Origin of the sequence: Leptotrichia sp. oral taxon 221 (assembly GCF_018128245.1) — a bacterium.
Taxonomy (GTDB): domain Bacteria; phylum Fusobacteriota; class Fusobacteriia; order Fusobacteriales; family Leptotrichiaceae; genus JABCPH02.
The window spans coordinates 226,073-241,839 of record NZ_CP072378.1; the positions used below are offsets into that span (position 1 = coordinate 226,073).

General features: G+C 30.3%; 15 protein-coding genes and 5 tRNA genes. All 20 read left to right on the forward strand.

Annotation, left to right across the window (positions count from 1 at the left end):
• Nucleotides 1–8: 8 nt before the first annotated feature.
• Complete coding sequence (locus J4863_RS01035; protein WP_211618616.1) at nucleotides 9–503, forward strand: flavodoxin; 495 nt, start codon at nucleotides 9–11, stop codon at nucleotides 501–503.
• A gap of 210 nt (nucleotides 504–713) precedes the next feature.
• Nucleotides 714–2,249, forward strand: coding sequence for a YifB family Mg chelatase-like AAA ATPase (locus J4863_RS01040; RefSeq protein ID WP_211618618.1), 1,536 nt, complete (start codon nucleotides 714–716; stop codon nucleotides 2,247–2,249).
• Between the two features lie 59 nt (nucleotides 2,250–2,308).
• Nucleotides 2,309–3,013 carry an N-glycosylase/DNA lyase gene (locus tag J4863_RS01045; protein ID WP_211618619.1) on the forward strand — a complete coding sequence of 235 codons (705 nt, stop codon included), beginning with the start codon at nucleotides 2,309–2,311 and terminating at the stop codon, nucleotides 3,011–3,013.
• A gap of 67 nt (nucleotides 3,014–3,080) precedes the next feature.
• Nucleotides 3,081–3,422 carry a co-chaperone YbbN gene (locus J4863_RS01050; RefSeq protein ID WP_211618621.1) on the forward strand — a complete coding sequence of 114 codons (342 nt, stop codon included), beginning with the start codon at nucleotides 3,081–3,083 and terminating at the stop codon, nucleotides 3,420–3,422.
• Entirely contained in the window at nucleotides 3,415–4,443 is a 1,029-nt protein-coding gene (galE, locus tag J4863_RS01055) for a UDP-glucose 4-epimerase GalE (RefSeq protein WP_211618623.1), read from the forward strand. Before J4863_RS01050 ends, galE begins: the two co-directional genes overlap by 8 nt.
• A gap of 172 nt (nucleotides 4,444–4,615) precedes the next feature.
• Nucleotides 4,616–5,713 (forward strand): RNA-guided endonuclease TnpB family protein, encoded by a 1,098-nt coding sequence (locus tag J4863_RS01060; RefSeq protein WP_211618625.1) that lies wholly within the window; start codon nucleotides 4,616–4,618, stop codon nucleotides 5,711–5,713.
• A gap of 137 nt (nucleotides 5,714–5,850) precedes the next feature.
• Entirely contained in the window at nucleotides 5,851–7,086 is a 1,236-nt protein-coding gene (locus J4863_RS01065) for an aminopeptidase (RefSeq protein WP_211618627.1), read from the forward strand.
• A gap of 189 nt (nucleotides 7,087–7,275) precedes the next feature.
• Nucleotides 7,276–7,515, forward strand: coding sequence for a type B 50S ribosomal protein L31 (locus J4863_RS01070; RefSeq protein WP_211618629.1), 240 nt, complete (start codon nucleotides 7,276–7,278; stop codon nucleotides 7,513–7,515).
• A 285-nt stretch (nucleotides 7,516–7,800) separates the two neighbouring features.
• The gene (gene upp / locus J4863_RS01075) at nucleotides 7,801–8,424 is read left to right on the forward strand and encodes a uracil phosphoribosyltransferase (RefSeq protein ID WP_211618631.1); all 624 of its coding nucleotides are present in this window, start codon (nucleotides 7,801–7,803) and stop codon (nucleotides 8,422–8,424) included.
• A gap of 165 nt (nucleotides 8,425–8,589) precedes the next feature.
• Nucleotides 8,590–8,666 (forward strand) — tRNA-Pro (locus J4863_RS01080).
• Nucleotides 8,667–8,677: 11 nt separating this feature from the next.
• Nucleotides 8,678–8,753 (forward strand) — tRNA-Gly (locus tag J4863_RS01085).
• A 44-nt stretch (nucleotides 8,754–8,797) separates the two neighbouring features.
• A tRNA-His gene (locus tag J4863_RS01090) sits at nucleotides 8,798–8,873 on the forward strand.
• A gap of 6 nt (nucleotides 8,874–8,879) precedes the next feature.
• Nucleotides 8,880–8,955, forward strand: a tRNA-Lys gene (locus J4863_RS01095).
• Between the two features lie 19 nt (nucleotides 8,956–8,974).
• A tRNA-Leu gene (locus J4863_RS01100) sits at nucleotides 8,975–9,059 on the forward strand.
• A gap of 447 nt (nucleotides 9,060–9,506) precedes the next feature.
• Nucleotides 9,507–10,250 carry a tRNA pseudouridine(38-40) synthase TruA gene (truA, locus tag J4863_RS01105; protein ID WP_211618633.1) on the forward strand — a complete coding sequence of 248 codons (744 nt, stop codon included), beginning with the start codon at nucleotides 9,507–9,509 and terminating at the stop codon, nucleotides 10,248–10,250.
• A gap of 36 nt (nucleotides 10,251–10,286) precedes the next feature.
• Nucleotides 10,287–10,766 (forward strand): N-acetyltransferase, encoded by a 480-nt coding sequence (locus tag J4863_RS01110; RefSeq protein WP_211618635.1) that lies wholly within the window; start codon nucleotides 10,287–10,289, stop codon nucleotides 10,764–10,766.
• Nucleotides 10,767–11,026: 260 nt separating this feature from the next.
• On the forward strand, nucleotides 11,027–11,815 hold the full coding sequence (locus J4863_RS01115; protein ID WP_211618637.1) for an SDR family oxidoreductase: 789 nt from the start codon (nucleotides 11,027–11,029) through the stop codon (nucleotides 11,813–11,815).
• A 53-nt stretch (nucleotides 11,816–11,868) separates the two neighbouring features.
• Nucleotides 11,869–12,759, forward strand: a complete 891-nt coding sequence (locus J4863_RS01120) for an alpha/beta fold hydrolase (protein ID WP_211618638.1) — start codon at nucleotides 11,869–11,871, stop codon at nucleotides 12,757–12,759.
• Nucleotides 12,760–12,816: 57 nt separating this feature from the next.
• Nucleotides 12,817–14,235, forward strand: coding sequence for an NADP-dependent glyceraldehyde-3-phosphate dehydrogenase (locus J4863_RS01125; RefSeq protein ID WP_211618640.1), 1,419 nt, complete (start codon nucleotides 12,817–12,819; stop codon nucleotides 14,233–14,235).
• Between the two features lie 215 nt (nucleotides 14,236–14,450).
• Nucleotides 14,451–15,677 carry a bifunctional glucose-1-phosphatase/inositol phosphatase gene (agp, locus tag J4863_RS01130; protein WP_249111536.1) on the forward strand — a complete coding sequence of 409 codons (1,227 nt, stop codon included), beginning with the start codon at nucleotides 14,451–14,453 and terminating at the stop codon, nucleotides 15,675–15,677.
• Nucleotides 15,678–15,767: the final 90 nt, after the last annotated feature.

Here is a 15,767-nt window from a genome sequence, read left to right on the forward strand (position 1 = left end):
TTGATAATATGTCAAAAGTAGGAATTTTTTATGGAACAACAACAGGGGTAACAGAAGATATCGCTCATAGAATAGCAGATAAAATTGATGGAGCAGATATATTTAATATCGATGGAAACGAAGATAAATTAAATGATTACGATGTGTTACTTTTAGGAGCATCAACTTGGGGATTTGGAGATTTGCAAGATGACTGGCAAACAGTTTTAGACGAATTATCAAACCTTGACTTAAAAGGGAAAAAAGTAGGATACTTTGGAACAGGAGACCAAGGAACATTCGCTGATACCTTTATCGATGCATTAGGAATTATAAATGATGAAATCAAAAAAACAGGAGCTACAATAATCGGACAAACAAGTACAGAAGGATATGAATTTTCTGAATCAAGAGCCGTTGTAGATGGTAAATTTTTAGGATTAGTTGTAGATGAAATTAATCAACCTGATTTAACTGATGAAAGAATTGACGCTTGGGTAGAAGAAATTCAAAAAGAGTTATAATTAAAACGAGTCTATTTAAAAGACGATTTATAAATATGATTTTAGATATATTATATATATAACTAAAATAATCAATTTTCACAAATTGATTTTTCTCTCCAAAAAAGGCATTTTAAAAAGGATGCCTTTTTTAATTTTTAGAAAATAAAATAATTGAAAAAAATTCTTAAAAATGGTACTATTAAAAAAACATTAAAAATAGGAGGGGTTATGGCTATAAGTGTTTTTAGTTATAGTTATTTAGGCGTTGAATCGTATATTGTTGAAGTTGAGGTTGATTTATCTAATGGATTGCCAGTGTTTAATATTGTAGGAATGGGAGATTTGGCAATTTCAGAAAGTAAGGAGCGGATTAGAAGCTGTTTTAAAAATATTGGAGTTGATTTTCCGATAAAAAGAGTGTTAGTAAATTTGTCACCAGCGAATATTAAGAAAAAAGGGAGTCATTTTGATTTAAGCATTTGTGTGGGAATAGTTGCAAATTTGGGGATAATTGGTAATATCGAGAATTTGAAGAAATATTTGATAATTGGGGAGATTTCTTTGAACGGTGAGGTAAAATCAGTTAAAGGTGTCATTAATGCGACAATTTTGGCGAAAGAAAATAATTTTAAGGGAGTAATTGTTCCGTTTGAGAATTATAATGAGGCGAGGTTAATTGAAGGAATTGATGTAATTCCAGTAAAATCAGTGGTTGAGACGTTGAAAATCTTGAATGAAGAGATTGAAATTGAAGATTATGTGGAAAAAATGAAATGTGGGATTAGTGCGGTTCAAAAAAATGAAGAGATTGAGAGAAATGAGAACTTTGAGGAGAAATTAGATTTTTCTGATGTGAAAGGACAGTTTTTAGCTAAAAGAGCGATGGAAATTGCTGCGGCTGGGGGACATAATATATTTTTGATTGGGGATCCTGGCTCTGGGAAGTCAATGTTAGCTAAAAGATTAGTAACAATTTTGCCAGATATGTCGAATGAGGAAATTATCGAAACAACAAAAATTTACAGTGTTTCAGGACTATTGAATGAGGAAAATCCGATCATTTCTAAAAGACCGTTTAGGAATCCACATCATTCTTCTACACAAGTTTCTTTGGTTGGAGGTTTGTCGAGGGTTGGTGAGATTACTTTGGCATTGAATGGAGTTTTTTTCATGGACGAATTGGCAGAATTTGCGAGTAAAACTTTGGAATCATTGCGCCAACCTTTGGAGGATGGGAAAGTAACGATTTCTCGAGCGGCAGTATCCGTTGTTTATCCTGTAAAAAATATAACTGTTGCAGCTTCAAATCCTACTCCAAGCGGATACTTTAGTGATGATCCACTTTGTATTGATAGTTTGCGAGAAATAAAAAGTTATGAGAAGAAATTTTCAGGACCGTTTTTAGATAGAATGGATTTGTATGTGGAGATGAGGAGATTAAAAAAAGAAGAGATTTTTTCAAAGGAAGAGTCGGAAAGTTCTGAGGAAATAAAGAAAAGAGTGGAAAAGGCTCGGAAAATTCAGAAAAAACGATTTAAAACAGAATTGTTAAATGCGAACATGAGTAAAAGACAAATTGTGAAATATTGTAAAATTGATAAGGATACTCAACAAATTTTTGAAAATGCGAGTGAAAAGATGAAGTTATCGGCGAGAATGCACGATAAGATTTTAAAGGTTTCACGAACAATTGCTGATTTGGAAAATTCAGAAAATATTGAGATGGAACATTTGCTGGAGGCATTAAATTACAGAAAAAAATAGGATATGAACTTTAAAAGTGCTATAATATACTTAAAGATTATGGGATTGGAGAATTTTTGATGGGAGATAAAAATTTAAAAAATAAAAACTTGGAAAATCAAGAATTTGAGAGCAAAATAAATAAAGAATTGAATGAGGAAATTTTAGGGATTTATGGAAAGATAAAAAAGGATATTTCAAAGGCAATTTCAGGATATAAAAAGGCGTGGAGAGGTACAGAAAAAGAGGTTTTTGCAGAAATGGCATTTTGTATTTTAACACCACAGTCAAAGGCGAAAAATGCTTGGCAGGCGATAACGACTTTAGTGGAAAATAATTTGCTTTATGAAGGTTCAGCAGAAGAAATTGTGGAATATTTGAATATTGTGAGATTTAAGAATAATAAATCGCGATATTTGGTGGAATTTAGGGATTTGATGACGGAAGATGAGAAATTACAGCCGAAAAAAATCTTGGAAAGTAAAGGTAATACTTTTGAAAAGAGAAAGTGGATTTTGAAAAATGTTAAAGGTATGGGACTAAAAGAGGCAAATCATGTTTTGAGAAATTTAGGATTTGGTGAGGAAATTGCGATTTTGGATAGGCATATTTTACGAAATTTGCAAAGATTGAATGTTATTGAGGAAATTCCAAAAACATTGACAGAAAAGAAATATTATGAAATTGAAAAGGCAATGAAAAAGTACTCGGAATATTCTAGGATAAAAATGGATGAGCTTGATTTGGTGTTGTGGTACAAGGAAGCTGGAGAAGTTTTTAAATAAAAATGATTGAAGAAACATTTTAAACTTGCTATAATGAATTGTAAATTAAAATATAGAGGTGGAAAAAATGAGTAAAGTGCTTAATTTTACACGGAAAGATTTTGAAAGGGAGCAAAATTTAGGTAAAGGATTAATTTTAGTCGACTTTTCAGCAAATTGGTGCGGACCTTGTAAAATGCTAGAAAAAGTATTGAATAATTTATCTGGACGTGTAGATTATAGAATAGCCAGAATAAATGTTGATGAAGAAAGTGAGTTAGCTTCAGAGCTTAAAATTAAAAGTTTACCATCTATGATGATTTTGAAAGATGGGGAAATCATTGAAAGACTTACTGGTTTTATGGAAGATGATGAAATTGAAAAAATAGTAAAGAAAGTTAGAAAGAGGGAGAGTATTACGAATGAGTAAAACAATTTTAGTACCTGGTGGAGCAGGGTATATAGGTTCACACACAGTTTTAGATTTATTAAAAAAAGGATTTACACCAATAATTGTGGATAATTTTAGTAATTCTACAAAAAAAGTAATTGGTATTTTGGAAGAATTGTCAGGAGAAAAAATAAAATATTATGAATTAGACGTTAGAAATAAAGAAGGGTTAAGAAAAATATTTCAAGAAAATAAAATTGATGCAGTAATTAATTTTGCTGGATCAAAAGCAGTTGGAGAATCAGTTGAAAAACCACTAATGTATTATGATAACAATTTATTTGGAATGGTTACTTTACTTGAAGTAATGAAAGAATTCAATGTAAAAAATATCGTATTTAGTTCATCAGCTACTGTTTACGGTGTTTCTGAAAAAGTTCCTTTTGTGGAAACTGATCCGATGGGAGAAGTTACAAATCCTTATGGACGTACAAAAGTAATAATCGAACATATTTTAATGGATTTGGCAAAATCTGACAATACTTGGAATATAATTGCTCTTAGATATTTCAATCCATTAGGTGCTCATGAAAGCGGAAGAATTGGAGAAGATCCAAACGGAATTCCAAACAACCTTTCACCTTACATAACTCAAGTTGCAGTTGGAAAATTGGAAAAATTACATATTTTTGGAAATGATTATGATACTCCAGATGGAACTTGTATAAGAGATTTTATTCATGTAAATGATTTGGCGGCAGGACATTCAGCAGCATTAAATTATTTATTTAATAATGAAAATCTTGGTTTTGATGCGATAAATTTAGGAAGTGAAAAAGGTTACAGCGTTCTTGAAATTTTAAGTAATTTTGAAAAAGCTGTTGGAAAAGAAATTCCTTATGTAATTGACGGAAGAAGAGCTGGAGATATTGCAGTCTGTTATGCAGATGCTTCAAAAGCTAAAAAATTATTAAATTGGGAAGCAAAATATACAATTGAAGATATGTGCCGTGATTCTTGGAATTGGCAAAAGAAAAATCCAAATGGATTTAAAGATTAATTTATTTAACAAAAAGATAGCAAGAAGTTTCCGACTTCTATAAGTGGGAGATGAATTGCTTTTTTTGCAAAAAAAATTGAAAAAAGGATACATCCATGATAAAATTTTTGTATAAAATATTGAGGAGAAATCATTAAAAATAATATTCAAAATCAAAAGGAGGTGTAATTTTATGAAATATAATTTAGCATTCAAATACAGGATTTATCCAAATAAGGAACAAGAATTGTTAATAAAAAAGACTTTTGGATGTGTTCGTTTTATTTACAATACGATTTTGTATGCTGCAAATAAATTTTATGAAGAAACTGGGAAAAATAAAATAATTACACCTGCTAGTTTGAAAAGTGAAAATCAATTTTTAAAGGAAGTAGATAGTCTGGCACTTTCAAATGCTCAATTGAATGTAAAACGATCGTTTACGAATTTCTTTCAGAAGAGGGCAAAATTTCCAAGGTTCAAATCTAAAAAGAATAATGTTAAAAGTTATACGACAAATTGTGTGAATAATTCAATACGAATTGAGGAAAATGAATATTTGATTTTGCCAAAATTGAAAAGAATAAAATTAAAATATCATAGAGAAATACCAAAGGATTACAGAATAAAGTCAGTAACATTGACAAATAGTAATGGAAATTACTATGTTTCTGTCTTGACAGAATTTGAAAAAGAAATTCAAAAAATGTCAAGTAATGATAAAGTAATCGGACTTGATTTTTCAATGTCTGAATTATTTGTCAGTTCTGAAAACCAAAGAGCTGATTATCCAAAATATTTTAGGATGTTGGAGAAAAAATTAAAAAAATTACAAAAATCATTATCAAGAAAAGTGAGATTTTCTAAAAATTGGTATAAACAAAAAGTGAAAATATCAAAATTGCATGAATATATCAAAAATTGTCGAAGAGATTTTCTACATAAATTATCGAAAAATTTGTCCAAAGAACATAATGCTGTGATTGTCGAGGATTTGAATATGAAAGGGATGAGCCAGGCATTAAATTTTGGGAAAAGTGTAGGAGATAATGGATGGGGAATGTTTTTGAGAATGCTTGAGTATAAACTGATGTTTTTAGGGAAACAATTTTTGAAAATAGATAAGTGGTTTCCGTCATCGAAAACTTGCAGTAAATGTGGAAATGTTAAAGAGGAACTGAAGTTATCAGAAAGAAGCTATAAATGTGAGTGCTGTGGAATTGAGATTGATAGAGATTACAATGCGGCACTGAATATAAAAAAAATTGGGAAATTGATGTTGGAATATTAGAAAAATAAAAAAAGACAGGGTAGGAACTACCCGAAGAGCTTGGTAAATATATTTGGCTAACAAAAGTAGATACTTCCCAAGAAGCTCCCGCTTCTAAAAGTGGGAGTAGTTCACAAAATATCGAAAGGAACTAGAAAATGAACAACTTTGAAGAAAAATTAAATAAATATGCAGAAGTAATCGTAAAAATTGGAGCAAATGTTCAAAAAGGACAGAAAGTTTGGGTAAACTGTACGACTGATGCGTTGCCATTGGTTTATAAAGTTACGGAATTAGCTTATAAAGAGGGAGCGAGTGATGTTCATGTTAAATTGACAGATGATAAATTGTCGAGACTTCATGCTGAATACCAGTCAAAAGAAGATTATTCTCACATTCCTCAATGGGCGATTGACGAGAGAAATGATTATCTTGATAATAATGTAGTGTTTATCCACATTTTAAGTAGTTCTCCAAATTTATTTGCAGGAATTGATCCAGAAAAATTAGGAGCATTGGCAAAAAATGCGGGAGAAGCCTACAAACATTACAGAACATGTATTATGACAGATGTAAATTCATGGACGATTGCAAGTTATCCTTCAGCAGATTGGGCAAAAGTTGTATTCCCAGACGAAACAGATACCGATGTTGCACAAGAAAAATTGCTTGATGCAATATTGAAAACTGTAAGAGTTGACAAAGATGATCCAGTTAAGGCTTGGGAAGAACATAGAAAGAATTTGAATGAAAAAGCTGAATTTTTGAATAGCAAAAATTTCGTGGCACTTCACTATACTTCTAAAGGAACTGATTTGACAGTTGGGCTTCCTAAAAATCATATTTGGGTGGCAGCTGGAAGTGTTAATGCGAAAGGAGCTGATTTCTTGCCTAATATGCCAACAGAGGAAGTGTTTACAGCTGGAGACCGAGATCGTGTAGATGGTTATGTTTCTAATAAAAAACCACTTTCGTATCAAGGAAACATTATTGACAAATTCAAATTGACTTTTAAAGATGGAAAAGTTGTAGATTTTGAAGCAGAAGAAGGTTATGACATTTTGAAACAGTTGCTTGACACTGATGAAGGTTCGAAAAGAATAGGAGAAGTTGCTCTTGTGCCAAATGATTCGCCTATTTCAAATTCAGGACTTCTTTATTATCAAACATTATTTGACGAAAATGCCTCAAACCACTTAGCATTAGGTGCTGCATACCCGACTAATGTAAAAAATGGAACAAAAATGACAGAAGAAGAATTAATAAAAGCTCATATTAATCAATCAATTTCACATGTTGATTTTATGATTGGTGATGCTGAAATGGATATTGACGGAATTTTGGAAGATGGAACGAAAATTCCTGTATTTAGAAAAGGAAATTGGGCCTTTTAAGAAAAAAGCACAACTCATTCATGATTAAATTCACGGGTGTCTTGTGCTTTAAAAAATTTCACTTCTTCATTTTAAAGGCTATTTTAAAAAAATCTTCTTGAAAAACATACTAAAATATGATATGATTAGTATAAATGTTAGAAATTAAATAATATAATTTAATAATTATAGCAAGGAAAGGAGCCAATAATGAAAAAAGATTTACATCCAAAATACGATTTTGTTGTATTCGAAGATACAAGTAACGGAGAAAAATTCTTAGGTAAATCAACAAAAGGTTCAAAAGAAACTACTACTTTTGAAGGAAAAGAATATCCTGTAATTAAAGTTGCAACAAGTTCAACTTCACACCCATTCTATACTGGAAAATCTAAATTTGTTGATGAAACAGGAAGAGTTGATAAATTTAAGAAAAAATATAATTTATAATTCGATAAATTATCAAAATAAAACTAAAATTGCATAATTGTAATGTTAGTAAAATTAATATTAACAGAGTTTCTATTTAAATAGTTTGCTCTGTTTTTTTGTTTATAAATAACTAAATAATTATATTTAGAAATAGAAAATAAAAAAATGTAAAATTTTATCAAAAAATGAGGTATACTAGAAGTAATGGAAACTTATAAATTTATTGATTAACAAAGAAGATCTTTATGTTTTAGTTGTCATAGATTTTGATATATAAAAAATAAAATATAGGAGTGATAAAAAATGGCGGTTTACGAATTAAAACATCCTTTAATTGAACATAAATTAACTAATTTAAGGGATAAAAATACAGATACAAAACATTTTAGAGAGATTTTGAATGAAGTAGCAGGATTGATGGTATATGAAGCTACAAAAGGCTTAAAATTAAAAGAAATTGAAATAGAAACTCCAATTCAAGCAACGAAAGCCAAAATCCTAGAAGATCCAATTACATTAGTTCCAATATTGAGAGCAGGACTTGGAATGGTTGATGGAATTATGCAATTACTTCCAAATGCAAAAATAGGACATTTAGGAGTTTACAGAAATGAGGAAACCTTAAAACCAACTTATTATTATGCAAAAATGCCTTCAAATATAACTGAAAGTCAAGTATTTGTTTTAGATCCAATGCTTGCAACAGGAGGTTCGATGATTTATACAATTGATTATTTAAAAAAAATTGGAGTAAAAAATATAACAATGTTATGTATAATTGGAGCACCAGAAGGAATAGAAAATGTAGCTAAAAAACATCCTGATGTTGATTTATATATTACTTCTATTGATAAAGGATTGACGGAAAAGGCGTATATTTATCCAGGTTTAGGAGATGCAGGGGATAGAATTTTTGGAACAAAATAATTTTCAAAAAAATAATTTCAAAAAATCAAATAATTAAAACATTGATAAAATAAGTCTTTGAAGTTATTTTTAGAAAAAAAACTAAAAAAATGAAAAAAAGTAGTTGACAATTTTTTGAAAGTATGGTATTATATTTCTTGTCCAGTGAGGATAAAAAATATAATACGGTGTATAGCGCAGCTCGGTAGCGCACCTGCCTTGGGAGCAGGGGGTCGCAGGTTCAAATCCTGCTACACCGACCATCTATAAAAATGCGGGAGTAGCTCAGTTGGTAGAGCGTCAGCCTTCCAAGCTGAATGTCGCGAGTTCGACCCTCGTCTCCCGCTCCATTTTTATTTTGGGTATTTAAAATTAAATAAATTGCATATTTATGGTGATCGTAGTTCAGTTGGTAGAGCGCCAGTTTGTGGCACTGGTTGTCGCGGGTTCAAGTCCCGTCGATCACCCCATAATATGAGCCATTAGCTCAGTCGGTAGAGCACTTGACTTTTAATCAAGGTGTCACTGGTTCGATCCCAGTATGGCTCACCATTTTAGTAATTAGGTGAATGCGAGAGTGGCGAAATTGGTATACGCACTAGACTTAGGATCTAGCGTCTTTGTACATGTGGGTTCGAGTCCCACCTTTCGCACCATTTGAATATTTTGTTAAGAAAAGGGCATAAGAGGCTCTATTTTTTTTTAATTTAATATTTTTATTATATGAGAAAAAAGATTATGACTTAGATTGAATATAGTTTAAAATATAATAAAAAATAATTTTGTGAATATATATAAACATAAATGAAAAAAAGACTTTGAAAATCAAAGTCTTTTTTAGGAAGTTATGAAGAAAAAGTTAAATTATTTATTCACCATTAGTATATCACATTATTTGTTAATAAATCAATAAAAATTTTTAAAGTTTATTAATAAAATAAAATTTTTATTTCGTTTTTTTAAGAAATGATGCAGAGGAATGATGAATTTATTTTATTTTTTTAGAGTTGTAAAAATTAAAATAATAAAAATAAAGAATAAAAGTTAGAAAAAAATATATAATTATGATTATTCAAAGAATGGAGTGGAATTGAGGTGAAAATTTGAAAAAGAGAAATGTGAAAATGATTTATCAGTATGATGGAAGCAAATTTTTTGGATTTCAGAGACAGGTAAATGAAAAAACGGTACAAGGAGAAATAGAGAAGGTTTTGAAAACGGTTTTTTCGCAAGAAGTAAATATGATTTCATCAGGACGGACAGATAAAGGCGTTCATGCACTTGGACAGGTTTCTAATTTTTTTATTGATGAGAATATTCCGTTGGAGGCGGTTGAAAGACAGATAAATAAAGCTTTGTATGGGGAAGTGAAAGTTTTGGCGATTGAAGAGGTGGATGAGAATTTTAATTCGAGATATGATGCGAAGAGTAGAAAATATGTTTATGTGATGAAGTCTGAGAGAGTGATAACACCATTTGAGACGCATTGTGTGACAAAGATTAAAGATGATGTGAAAACGGATAAATTACAGGAAATTATGGAAATTTTTGTGGGGAAACATGATTTTAGTAGTTTTATGAAAAAAGATAAAGTGAAGAAAAATCCTGTGAGAGAAATATTTTCTGTGAAATGTTTTAAGGAAGAAGGAGATAGGATAATTATTGAAATTTGTGGAAGTTCTTTTTTGAAAACGATGGTTAGAATAATGATTGGATCGAGTTTGGCGGTTTATTTTGGAAAAAAAGATAGGAATTATATTGAAGAAAAATTGAAGAATCCTGATGTTGATGGACAAAAGATTTTGGCACCGTCAGAGGGATTGTATTTAGCAGAAGTTTATTATTAGGAAAGGTTTTATAGGAAAATTATTAGGAGTGGTGAAATGGAAGAAAAAGTTATTATGCGAGAATTACATGCTAAAAAGGATGAGAAAATCTTATTTGATATAGTTGAACATGAAAATAAAGTGTTTGGAGATGCGTCTATTGGGAATTGGAATGTTAAGCCGTTTGCAAAGTATGGGAAGATATATGCGACATTGATTCAAGATGAAAATCAGAATGAAAAAATTGTTTCTGTGGTGGAAGTTTTGAGTAGTTTTAATCGTGATAAAGCCTATATTTATGGAGTTTTTACTGTTCCAGAGTTTCAAGGGAAAAAATATGCTACAAAATTGTTAAAATTTGTGTTGGAGAATTTGGAAAAATTGGGAATTAAAAATATCGAATTAACGGTGGAAGTAGACAATGAAAGGGCTCAAAGATTATATAGAAAATTGCGATTTGAAGTTGTTGAGGAGCTTGAAAATGAGTACAGGGATAATTCTCGAAGATATTTAATGGGAATTTATTTGGAAAAGTAAATTTGTAAATTGTTGAAATTGAAATTATATATTTTTTATGATTAATGAAAAACATTTGAGTATTAAAAAAAATAATGTTATGATTAATATTGGTTTTATTATCAAAATATATTTGATTTAGATAATTATTAATAAAAAAAGTTTATTTTTTATAGATAAAGATTAATAAAATATATTGATTTAGATTATGAAAAATTTGGAAATATTACAATTTTGGGGAAATTTTGCTATAATAATAAAGTTAGATTGAGGTGAAATTTATGAAAACAGTGCTGATAACGGGGGCAAGTAGTGGAATAGGTCGAGAATTGGCAAAAGTATATGCGAGAAACGGTTTTAATTTGGTGTTAGTTGGAAGAAGAGAGAATCGATTGGATGAATTAAAAAAAGAAATTCTTGAGGATATAAATTCTGGAATTTTGATTAATGGGTTGGTCTTGGATTTGGCTAGGAGTGAAAGTATTCAAAGATTGGTTGATTTTTTGGAGGAAAAGGGTATTCAGGTTGATGTTCTTGTTAACAATGCTGGAGTGGGTATTTTTGGGAAGTTTTCGGATTTATCGAATGAGGAATTTGAGAAGAATTTGAAATTGATAGATGTAAATGTGAAAGCACTTGTTGAGCTTACGTGGATTTTTTTACGAAAAATGAAGGAAAGGAATGAGGGAGGGATTTTGAATGTGGCATCAGTTGCATCGTTTCAGCCTGGTGGACCGTTGATGGCGACGTATTATGCTAGTAAATCGTTTGTTTTGACTTTTACTGAAGGAATTCGTGAAGAAATGAGAGGTTCAAATGTGAGAATTTCGACATTGTGTCCTGGTCCGACAATGACTGAATTTGAAAAAATGGAAGAGATAAGTGGCATATTTAATAAAATGAAGACAATGAGTGCGAAAAAAGTTGCAGAAATAGCTTATAGAGATTTTTCTCGTGGGAAAAGTATAATTATTCCTGGCAAATTGAATAAAATTGCGGTTTTCTTTGGAAAATTTATTCCGAGAAACTTAGCTTTGAAAATTGTAAAAAAAATACAAGAAAAAAAGTAGAGAAATGTGATATAATGTATTTAAGAAATAAGCAATTTAGGGAAGGGAATGAAATGGAAAAAAAGTATTTTGAGAGTTTCGATGGTTTACAAATACCGTATTTACTTTTTGAATCAAAAAGAGTTGATGCGAAAAATAATGTGATTATATTTCATGGAATGACAGAACCAGTTACGAGATACGAGGAATTTGGAGAGTTTTTGGCGGCGAATGGGTATAATGTTTATGTTATGGAGATTCGAGGTCATGGAGATTTGAAAGATAGTGAAATCGGTGATTTTGGGAAAAAAGGAATAAAAAATGTTTATAGTGATGTGGATATGTTTTTGGAACATTTGTCGCAATATGGAGTTAGTTCAGAAAATACTGTAATTTTTGGGCATAGTATGGGTTCGTTGATGGCTACAAAAATTGGAATTGAGAAAGATTTTAAATATTTTATTCTTTCAGGATGGCCAGTTAAGCCGAAAATACCTGTATGGAGTGCAAGTGTTGTTTCATTTTTTGAAAAATTGTTGTTTTTTAGGAAAAAGTCGACTTTTAATAAAATATTTATTGGGTATAATAAAAGTTTTGCACCAAATAAAAGTAAAGTGGATTGGTTGACACGAGATGAAATGGAAGCTAAAAAATATGAGCAAGATGAGTTTTGTGGATATGCAGTTTCGCCAAAATTCTTTTCTGGAATTTTTCAAATGATGAGAATAATTAACCGAAAGTATAAACAGATAAATAAAGATTCTAAAATTTTAGTAGTTTATGGGACAGAGGATAGAGCATTAAATTATGGGTATATAAATAAATTATTGAAAAATTTGAGAAAGAATAAAATAAAAATAGGAGTGTTGGAAAATAAAGATGGGAGACACGAATCTTTGAATGAGATTAATAAACATAAAATTTATGATGAAATTTTAGAATGGTTGAATTCAAAGGATAAATAATTTAGGATATAAAATATCATTTATATATAGAAGAATAAAGAAGGAGGAATATTTTTAATGAAATATCAAAACTTAGTAAACGGTGAATGGGTACATTCAGCAAAAGAAATTACTATTTATTCACCAATTAACAATGAAGAATTAGGAACAGTACCTGCAATGTCTCAAGAAGAAGTTGATATTGCTATGGAAACTGCTAAAAAAGCGTTAGAAGGATGGAGAAATCTTTCAGCTGTAGAAAGAGCAAAATATTTGTATAAAGCAGCTGATATTTTAGAAAGAGATAAAGATAAAATTGGAGAAATTTTGGCAAAAGAAGTTGCTAAAGGTCATAAAGCGGCAATTGGAGAAGTTGTTAGAACTGCTGATTTGATTAGATATGCGGCTGATGAAGGATTGAGAACTTTTGGAGAAATCGTAGAAGGTGGAAGTTTTGAAGCAGGAAGCAACAGAAAATTAGCTATGGTAAGAAGAGAACCAATGGGATTAGTTTTAGCAATTGCACCATTTAACTATCCAGTAAACTTATCAGCTTCAAAAATAGCACCAGCTTTAATTGGTGGAAACGTTGTATTGTTTAAACCACCTACACAAGGGTCTATAAGTGGATTATTGTTAATTAAAGCATTCCAAGAAGCAGGAATTCCAGCAGGAGTATTAAACTCTGTAACAGGAAAAGGTTCTGAAATTGGAGATTATTTAATCGCACATAAAGCTGTTGATTTTATAAACTTTACAGGAAGTACACCAGTTGGTAGAAAAATTGGAGAATTAGCAGGAATGAGACCTATTTTATTGGAATTAGGTGGAAAAGATGCTGCGATTGTAGCTGCAGATGCTGATTTAGAAAAAGCTGCAAAAGATATTATTGGTGGAGCTTTCAGTTATTCTGGACAAAGATGTACTGCAATTAAAAGAGTTGTAGTTGTGGAAGAAGTAGCTGATAAATTAGCTAACTTGATTCAAGAAAAAGTAAGTAAATTAACAGTAGGAGATCCATTTGATAATGCGGATATTACTCCATTAATAGATACAAAATCAGCTGATTTTGTTGAAGGATTAATTAATGATGCAGTTGAAAAAGGTGCCAAAGCATTAACACCAATTAAAAGAGAAGGAAACTTATTATGGCCAGTTGTGTTTGATAATGTAAGTTTAGATATGCAAATTGCTTGGGAAGAACCATTTGGACCAGTGTTGCCTATAATTAGAGTTAAAGATTTAGATGAAGCAGTTAAAATTTGTAACGAATCAGAATATGGATTACAATCTTCTGTATTCACAAATGATTTCAAAAAAGCATTTGACATCGCTACAAGATTGGAAGTAGGAACTGTTCATATAAACAACAAAACTCAAAGAGGACCAGACAACTTCCCATTCTTAGGAATTAAAGGTTCAGGAGCAGGAGTACAAGGAATTAAATATAGTATCGAAAGTATGACAAGAGTTAAATCAATTGTATTCGATTATTAATATTTTAAATGAACTTTTTAGATAATTTTATTTAAGAAAATATTTAAGAAATAATGAAATGAAGAAGTGCTAAAATTTCTGGTTTTGGCACTTCTTTTATTAAAAATTAATATATTCTATAACTTGACATTCATCAAATAAAAGTTATACTTTTACTGAAAATAAATATTATATAGAAGGAATATGATTTTGAAGTATTCAGTGAGGAGAGAGTTATGCTAAAAGGTAAAAGTAGATGGATTATGGCATTTTTTATGTTTGTTGTATGTGGTTTATTAGCATTTTCGAGTGAAAATATGGAATTGGAAAAAGTTCTGATTTTTAGTAGACATGGATTACGTTCGCCATTAACGGCATCTGGAAGTAAATTGTCTAAAGTTACCCCATATGAATGGGCAAAATGGGATGTTCCAGCTAGTCATTTGACAAAAAAGGGAGCTATTTTAGAAACTTATTTTGGACAATATATAAATGACTGGTTGACTGAAAATAATGTGATGAAAACAGGAGAATGCTTGAATCCTGAAAATGTTCATATTTATACAAATAGTTTACAAAGAACGATTGCAACTGGTCAGGCACTTACTACTGGGATTTTTCCAGGGTGTGATATAAAAGCGGAACATAAAATGGAAATTGGCAAGATGGATCCAGTGTTTAATCCAGTGATTACGACTGACGATGCTAAATTTAAAGAAGAAGCATTGAAAGGAATGAAATTAGATAAAGGAAATGAAAAATTAAAGGGTGCGTACCAAACAATAAGCGATGTAATTTCTTATACTAAGTCAGAAGAATGTGTGAAAGATGGTAAATGTGTTTTATATAATGAACAAGGGACATTGAAGATTGAAAAGGGGAAAGAGCCAGGAGTAGATGGACCAATAAAATTGGGAACTCAAATTTCAGATGCATTGTTGTTGGAATATTATGAAGGATATCCTTTGAATGAGATAGCAGGTAACAACGTTAATTCGATGGAAAAATGGCAACAAATAGCAGATATTAAAAATGGATATGAAGATTTGTTATTTGCGACAGATAAAGTAGCTAAAAATGTAGCGGCACCATTAATAAAATATATTTACAATGATATTGATTCTTCAAATCATAAAGTTACAGTATTAGTTGGGCATGATTCAAATATTGTTGCGATGTTGAAAGCATTGAATTTTAAAGATTATAAATTAAAAGATCAAGTAGAAAGTACACCAATTGGTGGAAAAGTATTTTTTGAAGTTTGGAAAGATAAAAAAACTGGAGAGAAAAAAGTGAAAGTGGAATATGTTTATCAGTCAATGGATCAAATAAGAAATACAGAAAAATTGACAAAAGCAAATCCTCCGAAACATGCAGTTCTAGAAATGAAAAATTGTAAAGTAGATAAAGATGGATATTGTCCTTATTCTAAATTTATGAATGAATTGAAAAAATTTAATTAGAAATTAGAAATAAAAAATGTACCTTAAAACTTTTTAAATTTTATGTTAATTAGTTCTGGGTACATTTTTTAATTATTTTATTTTTTTAAA

Bases quoted from the DNA above. Each gene is read 5' to 3' on its own strand.
- J4863_RS01035 (WP_211618616.1), top strand. From the start codon at position 9: ATGTCAAAAGTAGGAATTTTTTATGGAACAACAACAGGGGTAACAGAA.
- J4863_RS01040 (WP_211618618.1), top strand. From the start codon at position 714: ATGGCTATAAGTGTTTTTAGTTATAGTTATTTAGGCGTTGAATCGTAT.
- J4863_RS01045 (WP_211618619.1), top strand. From the start codon at position 2,309: ATGGGAGATAAAAATTTAAAAAATAAAAACTTGGAAAATCAAGAATTT.
- J4863_RS01050 (WP_211618621.1), top strand. From the start codon at position 3,081: ATGAGTAAAGTGCTTAATTTTACACGGAAAGATTTTGAAAGGGAGCAA.
- galE (WP_211618623.1), top strand. From the start codon at position 3,415: ATGAGTAAAACAATTTTAGTACCTGGTGGAGCAGGGTATATAGGTTCA.
- J4863_RS01060 (WP_211618625.1), top strand. From the start codon at position 4,616: ATGAAATATAATTTAGCATTCAAATACAGGATTTATCCAAATAAGGAA.
- J4863_RS01065 (WP_211618627.1), top strand. From the start codon at position 5,851: ATGAACAACTTTGAAGAAAAATTAAATAAATATGCAGAAGTAATCGTA.
- J4863_RS01070 (WP_211618629.1), top strand. From the start codon at position 7,276: ATGAAAAAAGATTTACATCCAAAATACGATTTTGTTGTATTCGAAGAT.
- upp (WP_211618631.1), top strand. From the start codon at position 7,801: ATGGCGGTTTACGAATTAAAACATCCTTTAATTGAACATAAATTAACT.
- J4863_RS01110 (WP_211618635.1), top strand. From the start codon at position 10,287: ATGGAAGAAAAAGTTATTATGCGAGAATTACATGCTAAAAAGGATGAG.
- J4863_RS01115 (WP_211618637.1), top strand. From the start codon at position 11,027: ATGAAAACAGTGCTGATAACGGGGGCAAGTAGTGGAATAGGTCGAGAA.
- J4863_RS01120 (WP_211618638.1), top strand. From the start codon at position 11,869: ATGGAAAAAAAGTATTTTGAGAGTTTCGATGGTTTACAAATACCGTAT.
- J4863_RS01125 (WP_211618640.1), top strand. From the start codon at position 12,817: ATGAAATATCAAAACTTAGTAAACGGTGAATGGGTACATTCAGCAAAA.
- agp (WP_249111536.1), top strand. From the start codon at position 14,451: ATGCTAAAAGGTAAAAGTAGATGGATTATGGCATTTTTTATGTTTGTT.